Origin of the sequence: Pseudoxanthomonas kaohsiungensis (genome assembly GCF_010211765.1) — a bacterium.
GTDB lineage: Bacteria > Pseudomonadota > Gammaproteobacteria > Xanthomonadales > Xanthomonadaceae > Pseudoxanthomonas > Pseudoxanthomonas kaohsiungensis.
On sequence record NZ_PDWO01000002.1, the window covers coordinates 34,795 to 51,602 of the forward strand.

Here is a 16,808-nt window from a genome sequence, read left to right on the forward strand (position 1 = left end):
TTCCACCTGTCGACCCAGCAGTACCTGTTGCCGGGGCGGGTGCCCACGCTGTACCGCCAAGCGATCGAAGCGCAGTCCTGGACGCGCCGAAGGACGCTGTTCTGCCGCAATGGGGGTCGAGCGGCACAGGGATGTGCCGCGGTCGCGAACTGAGGCAGGACGCCGGCGTGAGCGACGACCCCCATTGCGGCAGAGCAGCGGCCCCTCCGGAGCCGACGGGACATAACGCTCCGGACCTTGGCGACGACGGCCGCCCCGAGGCCGGCCCCACGCGACGCCCTCGATCCGGCTTCGGGATCTGCGGGTGCGGGGAACCGGATTGGCCCCAGGTCGCCCCTGGGAAGGGCTAGAGAAAAAGCGCCGCTGGGTATTCGGGCTTCTGTTCGCGCGCCAGCAGCTGGCGCAGGCCGTCGACCGGGGTGATGTCCCCGTGCAGCACCGCCCGCACGCCGGCGGAGATCGGCAGTTCGATGCCGTGGCGGTCGGCCAGGCGCATGACCTCGTCGGCGGTCTGCACCGACTCGACCACCTGGCCGATCTCGCGGATCGCCTCGTCCATCGGCTGGCCACGGCCCAGGGCCAGGCCCAGGCGGCGGTTGCGCGACAGGTCGCCGGTGCAGGTCAGCACCAGGTCGCCCAGGCCGGCCAGGCCCATCAGGGTTTCCGGGCGGGCGCCGATCGCCGCGGCCAGGCGCAGCATCTCGTTGAGGCCGCGGGTGATCAGCCCGGCGCGGGCGTTCAGGCCCAGCTCCATGCCGTCGGCCACGCCGGTGGCCACCGCCAGCACGTTCTTCATCGCCCCGCCCAGCTCGGCGCCGACCATGTCGTTGCCGGTATAGGCGCGGAACGCCGGGCCATGCAGCGCATCGGCCACGACCTGGGCGAACTGCGGGTCGGCGCCGTGCACGGTCACCGCGGTCGGCAGGCCGAGCGCGACTTCCTTGGCGAACGAGGGGCCGGTGACCACGGCCAGCGGCACCCCGGGACCGAGTACGTCCTCGGCGACTTCATGCAGGAAACGGCCCGAGCCCGGCTCGAATCCCTTGGTCGCCCACGCCACACCGGCGCCGGCCGGCAGCAGCGGCTTGAGCGCGTGCAGGGTTTCGGTGAAGGCGTGCGAGGGCACGACCACCAGCACCCAGGTGGCGCCACGCACGGCCTGGGCCAGGTCGGTGGTGGCGCGCAGCGAGGCCGGCAATTCGATCCCGGGCAGGTAACGCGGGTTCTGGTGCCCGCGGTCGATCGCCTCGACGATCGCCGCGTCCCGGCCCCACAGGGTGGTGGCCAGGCCGTTGCGCGCGGCCAGGGTGGCCAGCGCGGTGCCCCAGGAACCGGCGCCCAGGACCGCGAGCGTGTCGGGTACGGCAACTCCCGCGGTCATGGTTGCAGGCCGCAGGCGCGGATCAGGCGTTGCCGACCGGCAGCTCGCTGGCGGCCGCATCCGCGCCGGCCTGCTGCTGGCGCTGGCGCAGGGTCTCGGCGTACAGCGCGTCGAAGTTGATCGGCTGCAGCAGGAACGGCGGGAAACCGCCGGCCTGGATCAGCTCGCCGACGATCTGGCGCACGTACGGGAACAGGATGTTCGGGCACTGGGTACCGAGCAGCACGTCGATCGCCTGCGGCTGCAGGCCGACCAGGCCGAACACGCCGGCCTGCTCGACTTCGGCCACGTAGGCGGTCTTGTCGCCGACCTTGCAGGTCAGGGTCACGGTCAGCACGACCTCGAACAGCGCCTCGTTCAGGCGCTGCACGCGCTGGTTGAGGTTGAGCTGCAGGTCCGGCTGGCCCTGCTCGCTGAAGATCGCCGGCGCGCCGGGAGCCTCGAAGGAAACGTCCTTGACGTAGATCTTCTCGACGCTGAAAGCGGGACCCGCGGCATCCTGCTGGGCGGGAACGGCGGCGCCGTTGGTGGTTTCGTCGGACATTTCACAAACTCCAGAAAGCGGTGGGATCGATCAGCGTGATCGGGAAAGAACGTCGGATTATGGCACGCCCGCCCGGGCGCGGCCGGCGGCTCAGGCGCGCCCCTTGACCAGCGGCAGGCCTGCCGCATCCCACGCGGCGATGCCGCCGTCGAGCCAGTGGACCTGCTCGAAACCGGCCTTCTTGAGCTTCTTGGCGGCGTCGGCGGAGGCCATGCCGTTGCGGCAGACCAGCACCACAGGCGACTGCTTCGCGCCGGCCACCAGCTTGGCCTCCGGGCTGAACTGGCTCGGGGTCAGGTTGCGACTGCCGGGGATATGGCCCTTCTCGAAATCGGCGCTGGCCGACAGGTCCACCACCAGCGCGTTTTCCTGGTTGACCAGGGTAGTCAGCGCGGCCGGCTTGATCGCCTTGTAACCGCGGAACAGGCGCGCGATCTCGGTGTAGAGGATGGCCAGGGTCAGGCCCGCCAGCGCCAGCGACAGCATCGGGTGGCGGCCGAAGAAGGCCATCAGGGTCTCGAAATTCACGGCGGTCCGGGTCTGCGGCGGGAAAGGGCCCGGATTGTCGCACAGGCGCCGCGGCTGCCGCCCTCGCGGGGCGGGGGCTGCGCTACTGCGGCTCCCGGGCCACGACGTGTTTCGCCGCAGGGGTGCAGCGGGGCGAGCCCCGCTCTACTTGCCGTCCCAGAAGTCGGGCAGCCCGGCCATCTGCCACCAGCGCTTGGCCTTCGGGTCCCATCGCCAGCGCTCCTGGTAGCGGACCATGCGCTCGGCCTGGGTGTGCCGGTTGATCACGCCGATCTCCACCGAGCGCGCGATCGTGCCGTCTTCCAGCTCGCCGTTGCCGCCCTCCCGGTAGCTGGAGACCTGCAGCTGCTTGTAGCGCTCCAGCTCCAGGTCGGTCAGCGGCTTCTCCGCGCGCACCTCCGGGTCGACCATCTGCCAGGCGGCCTCGTAGTCGCTCCAGCGCATGGCCGAGGAGAACACGACCTGGGCCTGCTCCAGCTTGCGCGAACTGCCGGCGGCCTCGGCGCGCGGCAGCCCCGCCAGTGCGAGCAGCGCGATCAGTGCGGGCAGCAACAGGGAGGTGAGCTTGTGCATGCGGCGGCTTCCCGGATGGATGCGCCGCATCCTAGCAGCCCGGGCGCGCGACTCAGTCCGGGCGCAGGGCGACGAAGCGCCCGCTGAACACGGTCGCATCGCCGCCGTCGGGCAGGCGCACGCGGGCGGCGATGCGGCAGCGCGCGCGGCCGCGCTGGCGGTAGGTGGCGACGAAGGCCTCCCAGTCCCCCTCTTCCAGCCAGGCTTCCGCTTCCAGCCCCGACAGCAGCGGCGCCAGGTAGCGGACCTGGCTGTCGGCGACGTAGACGTCGGCCTTGAAGCCGGCTTCGTCCAGGCGCCTGGTCGCCAGCGCCCATCCGGCCAGGGTCATCAGCGACACCAGGCTGCCGCCGAACGCCGAGCCCTTGTCGTTGACGTTCGGTCCCAGCGGCGCCTGCAACCGCATCCGGCCGGCGGAGTCGCCAACCACGTCCACCTGCATGGCCCGCACCAGCGGGATCGATTGCAGGTGTGCGCGCAGCGCGTCGAGGGAACCGGTATCACCCATTTCATTTTCTTCGGCTGGAGCGCGGCGAGCCGCGCGGGGCCCGCATAATGCCGGAATGCCCGCATCCCGTCCGCCCGCCTGGTACCTGGTGTCGTTGCGTGGACAGGGCGAGCATGCGGCCCTGCGCCGGGCTGCGGCGCGCCATGGGGGCGCGTTGTTGCCGCTGTCGCCATGGCGGATCGTGCCGATGCAGGACGCGGCCAGCGGCGAAGCACTCGTGCAGGCGCTGGCGGCGCCGGTCGTGGTGTTCACCAGCCCAGCCGCGGTGCGCGCGGCCGCGCAGCTGCAGCCGCTGGCGGTTCGGACCGGCCAGCACTGGCTGGCGGTCGGCGCCGGCACCGCCGCCGCACTGCGCCGCGCCGGCATCGTGCAGGTGCAGGCGCCCGGACGGATGGACAGCGAGGGTCTGCTGGCGCTGCCGGCGCTTGCCGCGCCGTCGCGGGTCGGGCTGGTCACCGCACCGGGCGGCCGTGGCCTGCTGGCGCCGACGCTGGCGGCACGCGGCGCCCGCGTCGACCGGGCCGATGTCTATGCGCGGGTGCCGGTGCCGCTGGACCGGCGCGCCCTCGCCCGGCTGGCCGCCGCCGACGCTCCCCTCGTCCTGGCGCTCAGCAGCGAGGAGGCGCTGCAACGGGTGCTCCCGCAGCTGCCCGACGCCCTGACGACCCGCTTGCGCCACTCGCCGGTGGTCGCCGCCAGTGCGCGCCTGGCCACCATCGCACGCGACCTGGGCTGGCAACGCGTCCTGGTCGCCGGCAGCCCGCGGCCGGCGGCGCTGGCCCGCACCGCCGCCGACGCGCTGCCGACCACCGTCTGAACCGCGCGCGCTTGCAGCTGCGCAGGCGCCAAGCGATCCTTCGCATGCGGCCCCGGTGCGATGCGCGTCACGGTTGACAGCGCGACGACGGCCGCATGACAAGGACGCAGCCGTGAATGACGTCGCTCCCACCGCTCCTCGCCGTGCGCGCTGGCGCCTGCTGGTGCCGCTCGTGCTGGCGTCCGGCGTGGCGCTCGCCGGCTGGTTCGGGTGGCAGGGCTGGCAGGCGCGGCAGCAACAGGCGCAGGAACGCGCGCTCGACGACGCGCGCCAGATCGACGCGCTCGGCCAACGCATGGACACCCTGCGCGGCGACCTGCGCGCGCAGGGCCGGCTGCTGCAGGACGCCGCCGCCTCCAACCGGGTGCTTCGCGACGAAGTGCTCGGCCTGGGCCAGCGCAATGCGCTGCTCGAGGAAGCCGTCGCACGCCTGGACACCAACGCCCGCGAGGGCCACCAGGCGTTGCGCCTGGACGAGGCCGAACTGCTGCTGGTGCTGGGCGTGCAGCGCCTGCAGATCGCCGGCGATGTCGCCGGGGCACGGCGCGCCTATGCGCTCGCCGCCGCCATGCTCGACGGCCTCGACCAGCCGGAGGCGCTCAACCTGCGCCAGGCGCTGGCGGCCGAGCGCGTTGCGCTGGACGCGCTGGGCCCGGGCCCGCGCGCGCAGGCCGCGCAACGGCTCGAGGCGATCAGCGCGGATATCGCGCGGCTGCCATTGCAGGTGCCGTCCGCTCCGGCGCACGAGCAGAAGCGCCCGCTCTGGCAGCGGCTGCTTTCGCCGCTGCTCGAGATCCGGCCCGCCAGCGGCCAGGCGCTGATGGGCGAAGCCGAACGCCGGCAGGGCGAGGATGCGCTGCAGGTGGAACTGACCCTGGCGCGCGCCGCGCTGGAACGCGGCGACGTTGACGGTTTCCATACCGCGCTGAACCGCAGCGCGATGTGGGTCGGCAGGTTGTGGCCCGATTCACCCGCGCTGCGCGAAGTTCGGCAGGAACTCGAATCGTTGCGCGAGGCGCCCCTGCAGGCGCAGTCGCCGCTGCTCGGCAGCACCCTGCAGCAGCTGCGCGCCATGCGCGAAGGAAAGGAGGCTGCCCGGTGAAACCGTATCGATGGCTGGTGGCGTTGCTGGTGGTTGCCGTGCTCGGCGTCATCGGCGCGCAGTGGCTCGCCCAGCAGGACCAGTCCACGCTGGGCCAGGTGATCGTGCGCACCGGCGGATACGACTACAGCACCACGCTGCCGCGCGCGCTGCTGCTGCTGGTGCTCGCCTGGCTCGCGCTGGGGCTGGCGTGGTCGCTGCTGCGGCTGCCGTTCCGCGCCTGGGGCCGGTATCGCAAGCGTCAGGGTCGTGCGCGCCTGATCGAAGCGCTGCGCGCCTTGCAGGGCGGCCACTGGCTGCGCGCCGAACGCCTGTTCGCGGCGGCGGTGGAGGACCGCGAAGTCGGCGCGATCGCACTGGCCGGCGCCGTCCGTGCCGCCGACGGACGCGGCGACGATGCCGCCGCCCAGGGCTGGCTGGCCACGCTCGCCGTGCGCGACCCGGCCGCGCACGCGATGCTGCAGGGCGAACGGCTGCTCGCGCGCGGCCTGCCGGTCGATGCAATCAACGCGCTGGACGTGGCCGCCGCGCAGCCGTTACCGCCGCGCGGGCTGCTGCTGCGCGCCCGCGCCCTGAAGATGATCGGCCGCGCGGACGAAGCGTATGGCCTGCTCGGTGCGCTGCGGCAGCAGGACGCGCTGCCGGCCGACGAACTGGGCCGGCTGGAGCTGGAGCTGGCCACCCAGTCGCTGCGCGATGCGGCCGATGCGAACCTGCTGGCGGAACGCTGGGAAGCCATGCCCAAGCCGCTGCGCACCGAGCCGTCGGTGGTCGCCGCCTATGCCGAACGCGCGGCGGCTTTGCGCTGGGACGAAGCCGCGCTGCGCCACATCGAACAGGCGCTGGATGCGCGTTGGGACGAGTCGCTGGCCGACCTCTACGGACGCCTGCCGATCGGCCACGTCGATTCCCGCCGGGCCAGCGCCCAGCGCTGGCTGCAGGCGCACCCGGCGAGCCCTGCGCTGCTGGTCGCGCTGGCGCGGCTGGCGCGCAAGCAGGGGCAGTGGCTGCAGGCGCAGGACTTCCTGCACCGGGCGCTGGCCCAGGGCGCCGGTGCCGATGCCTGGGAGGAGATGGGCGCCGGCTTCGCCGCCGCCGGCGAGGAGGGCCTGGCGCGCCGTGCCTATGCCAACGCGCTGCATGCCGCGCGCGGCGAGGCGGCCGAGGAACTGCCCGGTCGCGACCTGCGCGAGAAGATCTTCGACCGCGCGGTGGTCGAGGACCGCGACGCGCACGGCATCCCGCGGCTGAAGGACTGACCCCGGCACCCGGCGCCGCGACGACCGTATAGTCGCGGCCATGGCCGGGTTCGACCTTCCTTTGCTGCCGACCGCTACCGCGCTGGGCGTGGGCCTGCTGCTGGGCCTGGTCGCCGAACGGCGCAAGCTCGACAACCCCGGAATGACCGCCGGCCTGCGCACCCACACCCTGGCGGCGCTGGCCGGCGCGGTCACGCTGTGGCTGGGCATGCCGGCCTTCATCGCCCTGCTGCTGGCCCTGGCTGCGCTGTCCGCCGTGGGCTACCTGCGCACCGTCAGCGAGGATCCCGGCCTGACCTCCGAACTGGCCCTGCTCACCAGCGGCCTGCTCGGCGGCCTGGCGATGCAGGCACCGCTGGCGGCCAGCGCGCTGGCGGTGGTGGTCGCGGTGCTGGTCCATGCCAAGTCGAACCTGCACCGGCTCAGCCGCGAACTCATCAGCGACCGCGAGATCGCCGACGGCCTGATGCTGCTGGCCTTCGCCCTGATCGTGCTGCCGGTGTTGCCCGACCGCCCGATCGATCCCCATGGCGCGTTCAACCTGGCCACGATCTGGAAGCTGGTGGTGCTGGTCATGGCGATCGGCGCGGCCGGCCACATCGCCGTGCGCGTGGTCGGCACCCGCTGGGGCCTGCCGGTGTCCGGCTTCTTCGCCGGCTTCGTCTCGTCCACCGCCGCCACCGCCAGCTTCGGCCAGCAGGCGCGGGCACAACCGGCGCTGGCGTCCTCGTGCATCGGCGCGGCGATGCTGGCCAACCTGGCATCGATGGCCCTGTTCGTCCCGATCCTGCTCGCGGTGTCGCCTGCATTGCTGCGGGCCTCGGGCTGGATCCTGCTCGCCGCCGCGCTGGCCTTGTTGTTGCACGCGGCCGCCGGCCTGCGCCGCGGGCGCGCGGTGGCGGCGCCGCCACCGACGGCGGATTCGCGCATGTTCCGGATCGGCCAGGCCGTGGGCTTCGCGGCGCTGATCGCCGGCGTGATGGCGGTTGCCAGCCTGCTCGGCCAGTGGCTCGGTCCAGGCGGTGCGCTGGCGGCGGCCTTCCTCTCCGCGCTGGCCGAGTTGCACGCGGCCACGGCCACGGTGGCGAGCCTGCACCAGGGCGGCATCATCGACCTGGCGCAGGGGCGCTGGGCGATCGTCGGCCTGCTCGGCGCCAGCGCGCTGGCCAAGTCGGTGGTGGCCTTCACCAGCGGAGGGGCGCGTTACGGGCTGCGGATGACGCTGGGGCTGGCGAGCATGGTCGCCGCCGCGGCGCTGGTGGCGGGATTCACCTGAGCATGCCGGGCGGTGCCGCCGGGCGGGGCCCGTTCAGCGCTCGATGATCGCCACCACGCCCATGCCGCCGGCGGTGCAGATCGACACCAGCGCGCGGCCGCCGCCGCGTTCCTTGAGCTGCCTGGCCGCGGTGGCGACCACGCGCGCGCCGGTGGCGGCGAACGGATGGCCGGTGGCCAGCGAAGAACCGACCGGGTTGATCTTCTCCGGGTCGATCCGGCCCAGCGGCGCGTCCAGTCCGAGCCGGTTGCGGCAGTAGTCCTCGCTCTCCCACGCACGCAGCGTGCACAGCACCTGCGCGGCGAACGCCTCGTGGATCTCGTAGAGGTCGAAGTCCTGCAGCGTGAGGCCATGGCGGCGCAGCATCTCCGGCACCGCCACGGTCGGCGCCATCAGCAGGCCTTCGCCGTGGACGAAGTCCACCGCCGCGACCTGCGCGTCCTTCAGGTAGGCCAGCGGCTCGTGGCCGTGGCTGCGCGCCCACTCGTCGGAGGCCAGCAGCACCGCGGCGGCGCCGTCGGTGAGCGGGGTCGAGTTGGCGGCGGTCAGCGTGCCGCGGCCGGAGACCTTGTCGAACGCCGGCTTGAGCGTGGCCAGCTTCTCCAGCGAGGTGTCCGGGCGCAGGATGTTGTCGCGCTCCACGCCCCGGAACGGCGCGATCAGCTCGGCGAAGAACCCGCGCTCGTAGGCCGCGGCCAGCTTGCGGTGCGAGGACACCGCCCATTCGTCCTGCGAATCGCGCGAGATGTTCCACTGCTTGGCCATGTCCTCGCAGTGGTCGCCCATGCTCTTGCCGGTGCGCGGCTCGGCCACGCCGGGGAACTCGGGCTTGAGTTCGGCCAGCTTGAAGCCCTTGAACGCGGCGATCTTGTCCTTCGTCGTCTTCGCGCGGTTGGCGGCCAGCAGGCGCCCGCGCAGCTTCCTGCCGTAGACGATCGGCACGTCGGAGGTGGTGTCCGAACCGCCGCCGATGCCCGACTCGATCTGGCCGACGGCGATCTTGTTGGCGATGGTGATGATCGAATCCAGGCTGGTGCCGCAGGCGCGCTGCAGGGTGATGCCCGGGGTCAGCGGCGACAGGCCCGACGACAGCGCCGCCTCGCGGCCCAGGTTCCAGTCCGAGGAGTGCTTGATCACCGCGCCCATCGCCACTTCGCCGAGCTGCTGGCCATGCAGGCCGAAGCGCTCGACCAGGGCGCCCAGGGTCCGCACCGACATGCCGAGGTTGCCGACGTCCGAATAGGCGGTGTTCTGGCGGCAGAACGGAATGCGGACGCCGCCGAGGATGGCGACGGGTCGGACTGAAGGCATCGGGCACTACCTCAAGGAGATTCCATTCGTGGGCTCGGCCTGCATACGCGACCGAATGCATAATGCGGGAGTGTAGCCCCGACCCGGCAGGCGGCCAATGATGAAGACCCACCCCGGCATGAATGGCGTCCCCGCCCGCGGCGCGGACGTGCGGCGCATCGCGGCAGCCGGCGCGAGGCAGGAGCATCCGCATGGCTGAGCCGGCGATCGTACGCGGCGTGTTCGCGCTCGAACTGGCCGGCGGCCTGGCGCCCGACCGGGCTGCGCTGTCGCCGGCGCAGGCCGGCGAGCTGGCCGCCGCCGTGGGCCGCGACCTGGCCGCGCTGGTGGACGGCGTCGCCGGCCTGGACCTGGTGCTGGCGGCGGCGCACTTCGACCCTGCCGAAGCGCTGCGCCCGGGCTGGCCCCTGCACCAGCGCCTGCAGGAACTGCATGCGCGCGCACCGGGCCGCGGCGACGGACCGCGGGTACTGGCGTTCGGCGCCGATGCCGCCGGCGCGGTGCCGCTGCCGTTCCAGGCCGATCCGGCGCTCGCCGGCGGCGGCCTGCGCGTGCTGCCGTTCCTGCTCGTCGGTGCGCCCGACGCGGCGCGCGCAGTCGGCGAGGCCCTGGAGGAGAAGCTGCTGCAGTTCGGCATGGCCACGCCGGGCACCGCGCTGCTGGCCCAGGACGGCTTCGCCGCGAAGATCGAGCACGCCCGCTATCTCACCGCGCACGACCTGGCCGCGATGATGGCCATGCAGTACGACCACCAGGGGCTGGCGCCGCTGTGGAACCTGGTCGAGGCGGCGCTGCTGGCGCCCGATGCGGTCGAGTGGCTGGATGCCGGCGCCGAACCGCTGCTGCGGCTGGAGCACGGCGAGGTGCGGATGGCCCTGTTCGACCCCGCCGGCTGGTGCGTCCACTACCGCCACGGCCAGGGCGACTGCGACCGCCTGCAGCGGGTCTACGACCATTTCATGGCGCGGCAGCGCCAGTTCGCCGCGGTGCTCGAAGCGCATGGCATCCCGGTGCTGTTCGTGCATTGCGACGGCCAGGACGACGCACGCGCGTTGCTGGCGGCGTGATCCGCCACGGCCCGCGTGCGCAGCGCGGGCCGCACCACCGCACCGGCCGCCGTCAGCGGGTGACCTTGATCACGCCGCAGGCCACGCGCGCGCCGGCATTGCCGGTGGGCTGGGTGCGATAGTCGTCCGGCGCGGCATGCACGATCACGGCGCGCCCGGCGATGTCGTTGGCCGCCCCGCCGCCGAGGGTGACTCCGCGCAGGTGCATGTTGACCTTGGCCACGCCGCTGGCGTCGGACACGAGGTTGTCCATGTCGCCGGCGTGGTGGGTCGCCGTCCCGGCACGCCCATGCTGGCTGGCGGCCGGATTGAAGTGGGCGCCGGCGCTGGTCGCATCCACCGCGCTGCAGTCGCCCTTCTCGTGCACGTGGAAGCCGGACTGGGCATTGGCGGGCAGCCCGCCGACCTCGCCGCTGATGTGCACGCCATCGCCCATCGGCGCCAGGGTCAGCTTGCCGCTGACCCGGCTGCCCGACGCGGAGGCCAGGACCGCCACGGCCTGCTGCGCGGTGCTGGCGGCCGGCGGCGGCGGCGGGGGCGCTGCGGGGGGCGCGCTGCTGCAGGCGGCCAGGGCGAGCAGGCCAAGGGAGGCGATGGCGGTACGCATGGGCGGACTCCTTCGGGAAAGGCTCAGGATAAACGCCGGGCCGGTACACGCCGGATGAATTCCATCGCAGCCGGTGCAGAAGCCGGACTTGCCCGCGACCTGGCGGATTCGGCACAGGCGACGCCTTCATGCTCCCGACGCCCGCGTCGCCCATGAGGATGGGCTCCTACAAGGCGCCAACACCATGGCCTGTTGTAGGAGCCGATTCATCGGCGACCCGACACCGTCGGCCCAGGCAACGCCCTCGTCAGCCCGACGCCCGTGTCGCCCATGGGGATGGGCTCCGACAATGGGCAGCCGCATCGCCATCGGGCATCGCGGTGGATGGCCCGGGCTTTTCCTCAGCGCCGCTTGCGCCCGGGACCCAGTTTCCGGGTCACCGTGTTGCGGCCGACTCCGAGCAACGCGGCGGCCTCGACCCGGCGTCCGCCGGTGTGCTGCAGGGCGGCGCCGAGCAGCGCCTGGTCGAAGCGGTCGCGCGCCTCGGCGTGCAGGTCGCGTGCGCCGGCCTGCAGGCACGCCAGCGCCCATTGGCCCAGCTGCCGGTCCCATTCGGCAGGCACCGGTGCGGCGACGCTGGCCGGGGCGCCGAACGATGCCGGCGCCCGTACCTCGTCCAGGTCGGCGGCGGTGATGGTCTCGCCGGGCGCGAGCGCGGCCAGGCGCCAGCACAGGTTCTGCAGTTCGCGCACGTTGCCGGGCCAGTCCATCGCCTGCAGCGCGGCGGCGGCACCGGCGTCAAAGCGCTTGGCGCCGGCGCCGAGCTTGTGCGCGGCGCGGCGCAGGAAGGTCTCGGCCAGCAGCGGGACGTCCGCGCGGCGCTCGCGCAGCGGCGGCAACTGCAGGCGCACGACGTTGAGCCGGTGCAGCAGGTCGGCGCGGAAGCGGCCCTGCTGCACCAGCGTTTCCAGGTCCTGGTGGGTGGCGGCGATCACGCGCACGTCCACGCGGATCAGCTCGCGGCCGCCGACGCGGAAGAACTCGCCCTCGGCCAGCACCCGCAGCAGCCGGGTCTGCAGCGACGCCGGCATGTCGCCGATCTCGTCCAGGAACAGGGTGCCGCCGTCGGCCTGTTCGAAGCGGCCGACATGGCGCTTCTGCGCGCCGGTGAACGCGCCGGCCTCGTGGCCGAACAGTTCGCTCTCCAGCAGCTCGGCGGGAATGGCCGCGGTGTTCAGCGCGACGAACGGCCCGGCCGACCGCGGCGATTCGCGGTGCAGCGCGTGCGCCACCAGCTCCTTGCCGGTGCCGGTCTCGCCGGTGATCAGCACCGACAACGGCGCCTGCGCGAGCCGGCCGATCGCCCGGAACAGCGCGCGCATGGCCGGCGTGTCGCCGATCAGCTCCGGCGCGCCGGCGGCCTCCACCGCCTGCGGGGGCTCGGCGGTGGCGGCGGCCACGGCTTCGGCCGGCAGCGCGCGCGCGGCCAGCGCGACCGCGTCGTCCAGGTCGAACGGCTTGGACAGGAACTCGTGCGCGCCGCCGCGGAAGGCGCTGGCGGTGCTGGCCACGTCGGTGTAGGCCGACATCACGATCACCGGCAATTGCGGGTGCGCCGACTTGAGCCGGTCGAGCAGTACCAGGCCGTCGTCGCCGGGCATGCGCACGTCGGTGAACAGCAGGTCCGGCGCGCCGCGCACGCGCAGCGCGGCCAGCGCGCTGGCGGCGTTCTCGAACCCGTCGACTTCGTAGCCGGCATCGCGCAGCGCGGTGGCCAGGACGAAGCGCACCGAGCGGTCGTCATCGACCACCCAGACCCGGCGGCTGTCGGCGCTGTCGTCGGCGGTCATGGGCTGGGCGCTCCTTCGGGTTCGTTCTGCGGCAGCAGCAGGGTGAAGACGGTGTGCCCGGGTCGCGAGCGGAAGGTCAGCGAACCGCGGTGTTCGCGCGCGACCTGGTGGGCCAGGGCCAGGCCCAGGCCGGTGCCCTCGGCGCGGCCGCTGACCAGCGGCAGGAACAGGTGCTCGGCCAGCTCGTCGGGCACGCCGCGTCCGTCGTCGACGATCTCCACCCGCAGCGCGCGCGCATGCACGTGGTCGCGGATATGCAGTCCGCTTTCGACGCGGGTGCGCAGGATGATCGTCGAGGCGCTGGCCTGCAGCGCGTTGCGGACCAGGTTCCACACCGCCTGGGTCAGGCGGTCGGCGTCGCCGGAGAATTCGGGGATGCTCGGGTCGTAGTCGCGCTGCATGCGCACCGCCCAGCCGCCTTCGGTCTCGGCCAGGCGCAGCACGCGCTCCAGCACGGCATGGATGTTCAGCGGCGCGTGCGGGCGCTGCGGCGCCGGCGACATGAGCTGCTCGACCAGTTGGCTCAGGCGGTCGATCTCGGCGCCGATCAGCTCGATCAGCTCGCGCTCGCCGCTTTCCTCCGGACGCAGGTTCGCGCGCCGCGCCAGCAGCTGGGCGGCGCCCTTGAGCCCGGCCAGCGGATTGCGCAGTTCGTGGGCCAGGCCCTTGAGCGCGGCCTGCAATGCGCCAGGCAGCGACTGCGCCGGATCGGCCGCGCCGAACGCGCCGGACGGGTGCGCCTCGAGCAGCCAGCCCTCGGCGGTGCGGGCCACCCAGCCGTCGGCGTAGCGCGCTTCCTCGCCCGGCATGCCCAGCGCGATCCGGTGCAGGCGCAACATCTCGCGCTCGTCCTGCTCCAGGAACCGGGCCAGGGCGTCGCCTTCCAGCTCCAGGGCCGCCAGCGGCTGCCCGACCAGACGCCGCGTTCCCACCCCGAGCCAGCGCGGGAACGCGGGGTTGACCCCGACGATCCGGCCTTGGCGGTCGGCCCAGGCCAGCGGGGTGGCGAGCTGGTCCAGGGTGGGGCCGGGCGGCGGCGCGGGCAGGCTCATGTCCATTGCACCAATTTAGTGCAAGGCGTGCCGGGAAGCGACGGCCCCCGGAGGTGGCGTTCAGCGCAGGCGCCGGGCCTGCAGGACCAGCGAATGGAGGATGCGGTGGTCCTGGGCGTCGAGTTCCCCGGCCTCGTCGCCACGGAAGTGGCGGCGGTAGGCGCGCACGGTCGCGGCCGGGTCGTCGAGCGGATAGCCGATGGCCTGCAGCGCGAGCCACGGGTCGAAGCCGGCGGGCGGCTCGCCGTCGGCAGGGTCGGGCCACAGTCCGTAGCCGGCGTGCGCCAGCTGCGCCCAGGGGAAGAGCGCGCCGGGATCGCGCTTGCGCGTGGGCGCCATGTCGGCATGGGCGATGACCGCGTGGCGCGGGATCCGCAGGCGCGTGCACAGGTCGTCGAGCAGGCGCAGCAGCGCGTCGACCTGCGCGGGCGGGAATGCTTCAGTCCCATCGTTGTCCAGCTCGATGCCGATGGACGCGGAGTTCAGGTCGTCGATCGTGCCCCAGCTGCCGCCACCGGCATGCCAGGCGCGGCGCGAGTCCTCGACCAGCTGGTACAGGGCGCCGTCGGCGCCGACCAGGTAATGCGCACTGACCGGACCGCCGCTGTTGCGCGTGCTCAGCGTGCGCAGGCTCCGCGCCACCGACTCCTGCTCGGTCGCGTGGATCACGATCACGATCGGGCGCCGCTCGTCGAAGTTGGGCGACGGTTCCCATTGCGCGAGCGGATTGGTCTGCCGCGGCGGCGCATGTCCGCAGGCGCCCAGCAGCAGGCACAGGATCGACAGTAGCCAGCGGTAGCTCATGGCCCATTGCACCGGCTGGCGCGGCCGATGGCAAGCCGGAGCCTTCGCAGCGCCGACTGCGGCTGCAAGAAAGAAGGGGGAACACGGTTCACCTCGGCGATGGCGGGTGCGCTACGCCCCCCGGCCGCGCGCTTCGCTGGGGATGCGGCCGGCCCACATGGCCGACCGCCCCGGGAATCCACCGGCCCGCGACGCAGCGTCGCGGGCCGGTTCGACGCACCTGTTATACCTCGTAGGCCGATTCGCCGTGCGAAGTGATGTCCAGGCCCTGGCGCTCGTCCTCTTCGGCCACGCGCAGGCCGAACACGAGCTTGGCGACGCTGTAGCCGATGATCGAGACCACGCCGATCCAGGCCACGGTCAGGCCCACGCCCAGCGCCTGGATCACGACCTGGCCGCCGATCGAGTAGCCATCGGCCACCGCCTTGACGCCGCCGAGCGAATCGGCCGAGAACACGCCGGTCAGGATCGCACCGACGATGCCGCCGACCGCGTGCACGCCGAACACGTCCAGGCTGTCGTCGGCACCGAGCAGCTTCTTCAGGCCGGTGACGCCCCACACGCAGATCACGCCGGCGGCAAAGCCAATGGCCACCGCGCCGAACGGACCGACGGTGCCGGCGGCCGGGGTGATGCCGACCAGGCCGGCGACCATGCCCGAGGCCACGCCCAGCGCCGAGGACTTGCCCTTGACCACCTTCTCGGTCAGCGCCCAGCCCAGCACCGCGGCGGCGGTGGCGACCAGGGTGTTGATGAAGGCCAGCGCCGCTCCGGCGTTGGCTTCCAGGTTGGAACCGGCGTTGAAGCCGAACCAGCCCACCCACAGCAGCGAGGCGCCGACGAAGGTCAGGGTCACGTTGTGCGGCTTGATCGCGACCTGGCCGTAGCCCAGGCGCTTGCCGACGAAGTACGCGCCGACCAGGCCGGCCACGCCGGCGTTGATGTGCACCACGGTGCCGCCGGCGAAGTCCAGCGCGCCCTTCTCGAACAGATAGCCGCCCGACGCCCAGACCATGTGCGCGATCGGCAGGTAGCCCAGGGTGAACCAGATCACCACGAACAGCACCACCGCGGCGAACTTCACCCGCTCGGCGAACGCGCCGACGATCAGCGCGCCGGTGATGCCGGCGAAGGTCAGCTGGAAGGCGATGAACACGTACTCGGGCAGGCTCACCCCGGCGGTGAAGGTCGCCGCCAGCGTTTCCACGGTCACGCCCTTGAGGAACAGCTTGTCCAGGTTGCCGACCCAGGCGCCGTCGCCGGAGAAGGCCAGGCTGTAGCCGTAGACGATCCACAGCACCGACAGCAGCGAGAACACGACGGCGATCTGCACCAGCACCGACAGCACGTTCTTGGAGCGGACCATGCCGCCGTAGAACAGGGCCAGGCCGGGCACCACCATCAGCAGCACCAGCAGGGTGGAGGTGAGCATCCAGGCCACGTCGCCCTTGTCGACGGTGGGCGCGGGCTCGGCGGCGGCGGTTTCGGCCACCTGGGCGATGGCGGCGTCCGCAGCAGCATCGGCGGAAGCGACAGCGGCAGCGACAGCGGGATCGACCTCGCCGGAAACCCCGGCCGCTTCATTGGCGGCGGCAGCTGCGGCATCGGCGGCCGAAGCTTCGGTGGCCGGCGGCGCGGCGGTTTCCTGCGCGATCGCGCTGCCGGCGAAGGTGGTGACCGCCAGCGCGCTGACCAGCATGGTCAGGCAGACGGCATAGAACCGGGCTTTCCACCCGGACAGCAAACGGATGTTCATGGGCTGTGCTCCGAGTGGTGGTTAGAGCGCGTCCGCGCCGATCTCGCCGGTGCGGATGCGGATGACCTGTTCGACCGCGGTGACGAAGATCTTGCCGTCGCCGATCTTGCCGGTGCCGGCCGACTGCTGGATCGCCTCCAGCACCGCGTCCAGGCGTTCGTCGGTGACGACGGTTTCGATCTTGATCTTGGGCAGGAAATCGACGACGTACTCGGCGCCGCGGTACAGCTCGGTGTGGCCCTTCTGGCGGCCGAAGCCTTTCACTTCGGTCACGGTGATCCCGGACACGCCCGCCTGGGCGAGGGCTTCGCGCACCTCGTCAAGCTTGAACGGCCGGATGATGGCGGTGATCAGTTTCATGTTCGCATCCCGATGGTGGAGGGTCCGGCCGAAAGGCCGGCGTTCGGAACTCCGGGAACGGCCGGGTCCTTGC

17 protein-coding genes are annotated in these 16,808 nt (G+C 72.7%); 5 read left to right on the forward strand and 12 right to left on the reverse strand.

Translation table 11 applies throughout. The features are described from left to right. Positions 1-346: 346 nt before the first annotated feature. From CSC66_RS02625 to CSC66_RS02645, 5 genes are all read right to left on the reverse strand, one after another. Entirely contained in the window at positions 347-1,381 is a 1,035-nt protein-coding gene (locus CSC66_RS02625; protein WP_162375841.1) for an NAD(P)H-dependent glycerol-3-phosphate dehydrogenase, read from the reverse strand. Positions 1,382-1,403: 22 nt separating this feature from the next. After that, positions 1,404-1,925: a protein-export chaperone SecB gene (gene secB / locus CSC66_RS02630; RefSeq protein ID WP_162375842.1), complete on the reverse strand. Its 522-nt coding sequence runs from the start codon at positions 1,923-1,925 to the stop codon at positions 1,404-1,406. A 90-nt stretch (positions 1,926-2,015) separates the two neighbouring features. Continuing rightward, positions 2,016-2,453: a rhodanese-like domain-containing protein gene (locus CSC66_RS02635; RefSeq protein WP_202935580.1), complete on the reverse strand. Its 438-nt coding sequence runs from the start codon at positions 2,451-2,453 to the stop codon at positions 2,016-2,018. A 144-nt stretch (positions 2,454-2,597) separates the two neighbouring features. After that, the gene (locus CSC66_RS02640; RefSeq protein WP_202935581.1) at positions 2,598-3,026 is read right to left on the reverse strand and encodes a hypothetical protein; all 429 of its coding nucleotides are present in this window, start codon (positions 3,024-3,026) and stop codon (positions 2,598-2,600) included. Positions 3,027-3,078: 52 nt separating this feature from the next. Continuing rightward, complete coding sequence (locus CSC66_RS02645; RefSeq protein WP_162375843.1) at positions 3,079-3,534, reverse strand: YiiD C-terminal domain-containing protein; 456 nt, start codon at positions 3,532-3,534, stop codon at positions 3,079-3,081. Positions 3,535-3,589: 55 nt separating this feature from the next. Here CSC66_RS02645 and CSC66_RS02650 point away from each other — a divergent pair, with 55 nt between their 5' ends. The 4 genes from CSC66_RS02650 (at position 3,590) to CSC66_RS02665 (ending at position 7,988) form a co-directional block, all read left to right on the forward strand. After that, positions 3,590-4,351 (forward strand): uroporphyrinogen-III synthase, encoded by a 762-nt coding sequence (locus CSC66_RS02650; protein WP_162375844.1) that lies wholly within the window; start codon positions 3,590-3,592, stop codon positions 4,349-4,351. 112 nt (positions 4,352-4,463) lie between these two features. After that, positions 4,464-5,453 carry a uroporphyrinogen-III C-methyltransferase gene (locus tag CSC66_RS02655; protein WP_162375845.1) on the forward strand — a complete coding sequence of 330 codons (990 nt, stop codon included), beginning with the start codon at positions 4,464-4,466 and terminating at the stop codon, positions 5,451-5,453. Further along, the gene (locus tag CSC66_RS02660) at positions 5,450-6,712 is read left to right on the forward strand and encodes a heme biosynthesis protein HemY (protein ID WP_162375846.1); all 1,263 of its coding nucleotides are present in this window, start codon (positions 5,450-5,452) and stop codon (positions 6,710-6,712) included. Before CSC66_RS02655 ends, CSC66_RS02660 begins: the two co-directional genes overlap by 4 nt. Positions 6,713-6,752: 40 nt before the next feature. After that, entirely contained in the window at positions 6,753-7,988 is a 1,236-nt protein-coding gene (locus tag CSC66_RS02665) for an MgtC/SapB family protein (protein ID WP_162375847.1), read from the forward strand. A 33-nt stretch (positions 7,989-8,021) separates the two neighbouring features. Here CSC66_RS02665 and CSC66_RS02670 read toward each other — a convergent pair whose 3' ends face one another. Continuing rightward, entirely contained in the window at positions 8,022-9,299 is a 1,278-nt protein-coding gene (locus CSC66_RS02670) for an acetyl-CoA C-acetyltransferase (RefSeq protein WP_162375848.1), read from the reverse strand. A gap of 191 nt (positions 9,300-9,490) precedes the next feature. Here CSC66_RS02670 and CSC66_RS02675 point away from each other — a divergent pair, with 191 nt between their 5' ends. After that, positions 9,491-10,366 (forward strand): hypothetical protein, encoded by an 876-nt coding sequence (locus CSC66_RS02675; RefSeq protein ID WP_162375849.1) that lies wholly within the window; start codon positions 9,491-9,493, stop codon positions 10,364-10,366. 52 nt (positions 10,367-10,418) lie between these two features. Here the strand turns inward: CSC66_RS02675 and CSC66_RS02680 are convergent, their stop codons facing one another. From CSC66_RS02680 to CSC66_RS02705, 6 genes are all read right to left on the reverse strand, one after another. Further along, the gene (locus CSC66_RS02680) at positions 10,419-10,973 is read right to left on the reverse strand and encodes a superoxide dismutase family protein (protein ID WP_162375850.1); all 555 of its coding nucleotides are present in this window, start codon (positions 10,971-10,973) and stop codon (positions 10,419-10,421) included. A 341-nt stretch (positions 10,974-11,314) separates the two neighbouring features. Continuing rightward, the gene (gene ntrC, locus CSC66_RS02685; protein ID WP_162375851.1) at positions 11,315-12,763 is read right to left on the reverse strand and encodes a nitrogen regulation protein NR(I); all 1,449 of its coding nucleotides are present in this window, start codon (positions 12,761-12,763) and stop codon (positions 11,315-11,317) included. Next, on the reverse strand, positions 12,760-13,815 hold the full coding sequence (locus CSC66_RS02690) for a two-component system sensor histidine kinase NtrB (protein ID WP_162375852.1): 1,056 nt from the start codon (positions 13,813-13,815) through the stop codon (positions 12,760-12,762). Before CSC66_RS02690 ends, ntrC begins: the two co-directional genes overlap by 4 nt. 60 nt (positions 13,816-13,875) lie before the next feature. Further along, on the reverse strand, positions 13,876-14,619 hold the full coding sequence (locus CSC66_RS02695; RefSeq protein WP_162375853.1) for an N-acetylmuramoyl-L-alanine amidase: 744 nt from the start codon (positions 14,617-14,619) through the stop codon (positions 13,876-13,878). A gap of 223 nt (positions 14,620-14,842) precedes the next feature. Beyond that, on the reverse strand, positions 14,843-16,375 hold the full coding sequence (locus CSC66_RS02700) for an ammonium transporter (protein WP_162375854.1): 1,533 nt from the start codon (positions 16,373-16,375) through the stop codon (positions 14,843-14,845). Between the two features lie 21 nt (positions 16,376-16,396). Beyond that, the gene (locus tag CSC66_RS02705) at positions 16,397-16,735 is read right to left on the reverse strand and encodes a P-II family nitrogen regulator (RefSeq protein ID WP_162375855.1); all 339 of its coding nucleotides are present in this window, start codon (positions 16,733-16,735) and stop codon (positions 16,397-16,399) included. Between the last annotated feature and the right edge of the window lie 73 nt (positions 16,736-16,808).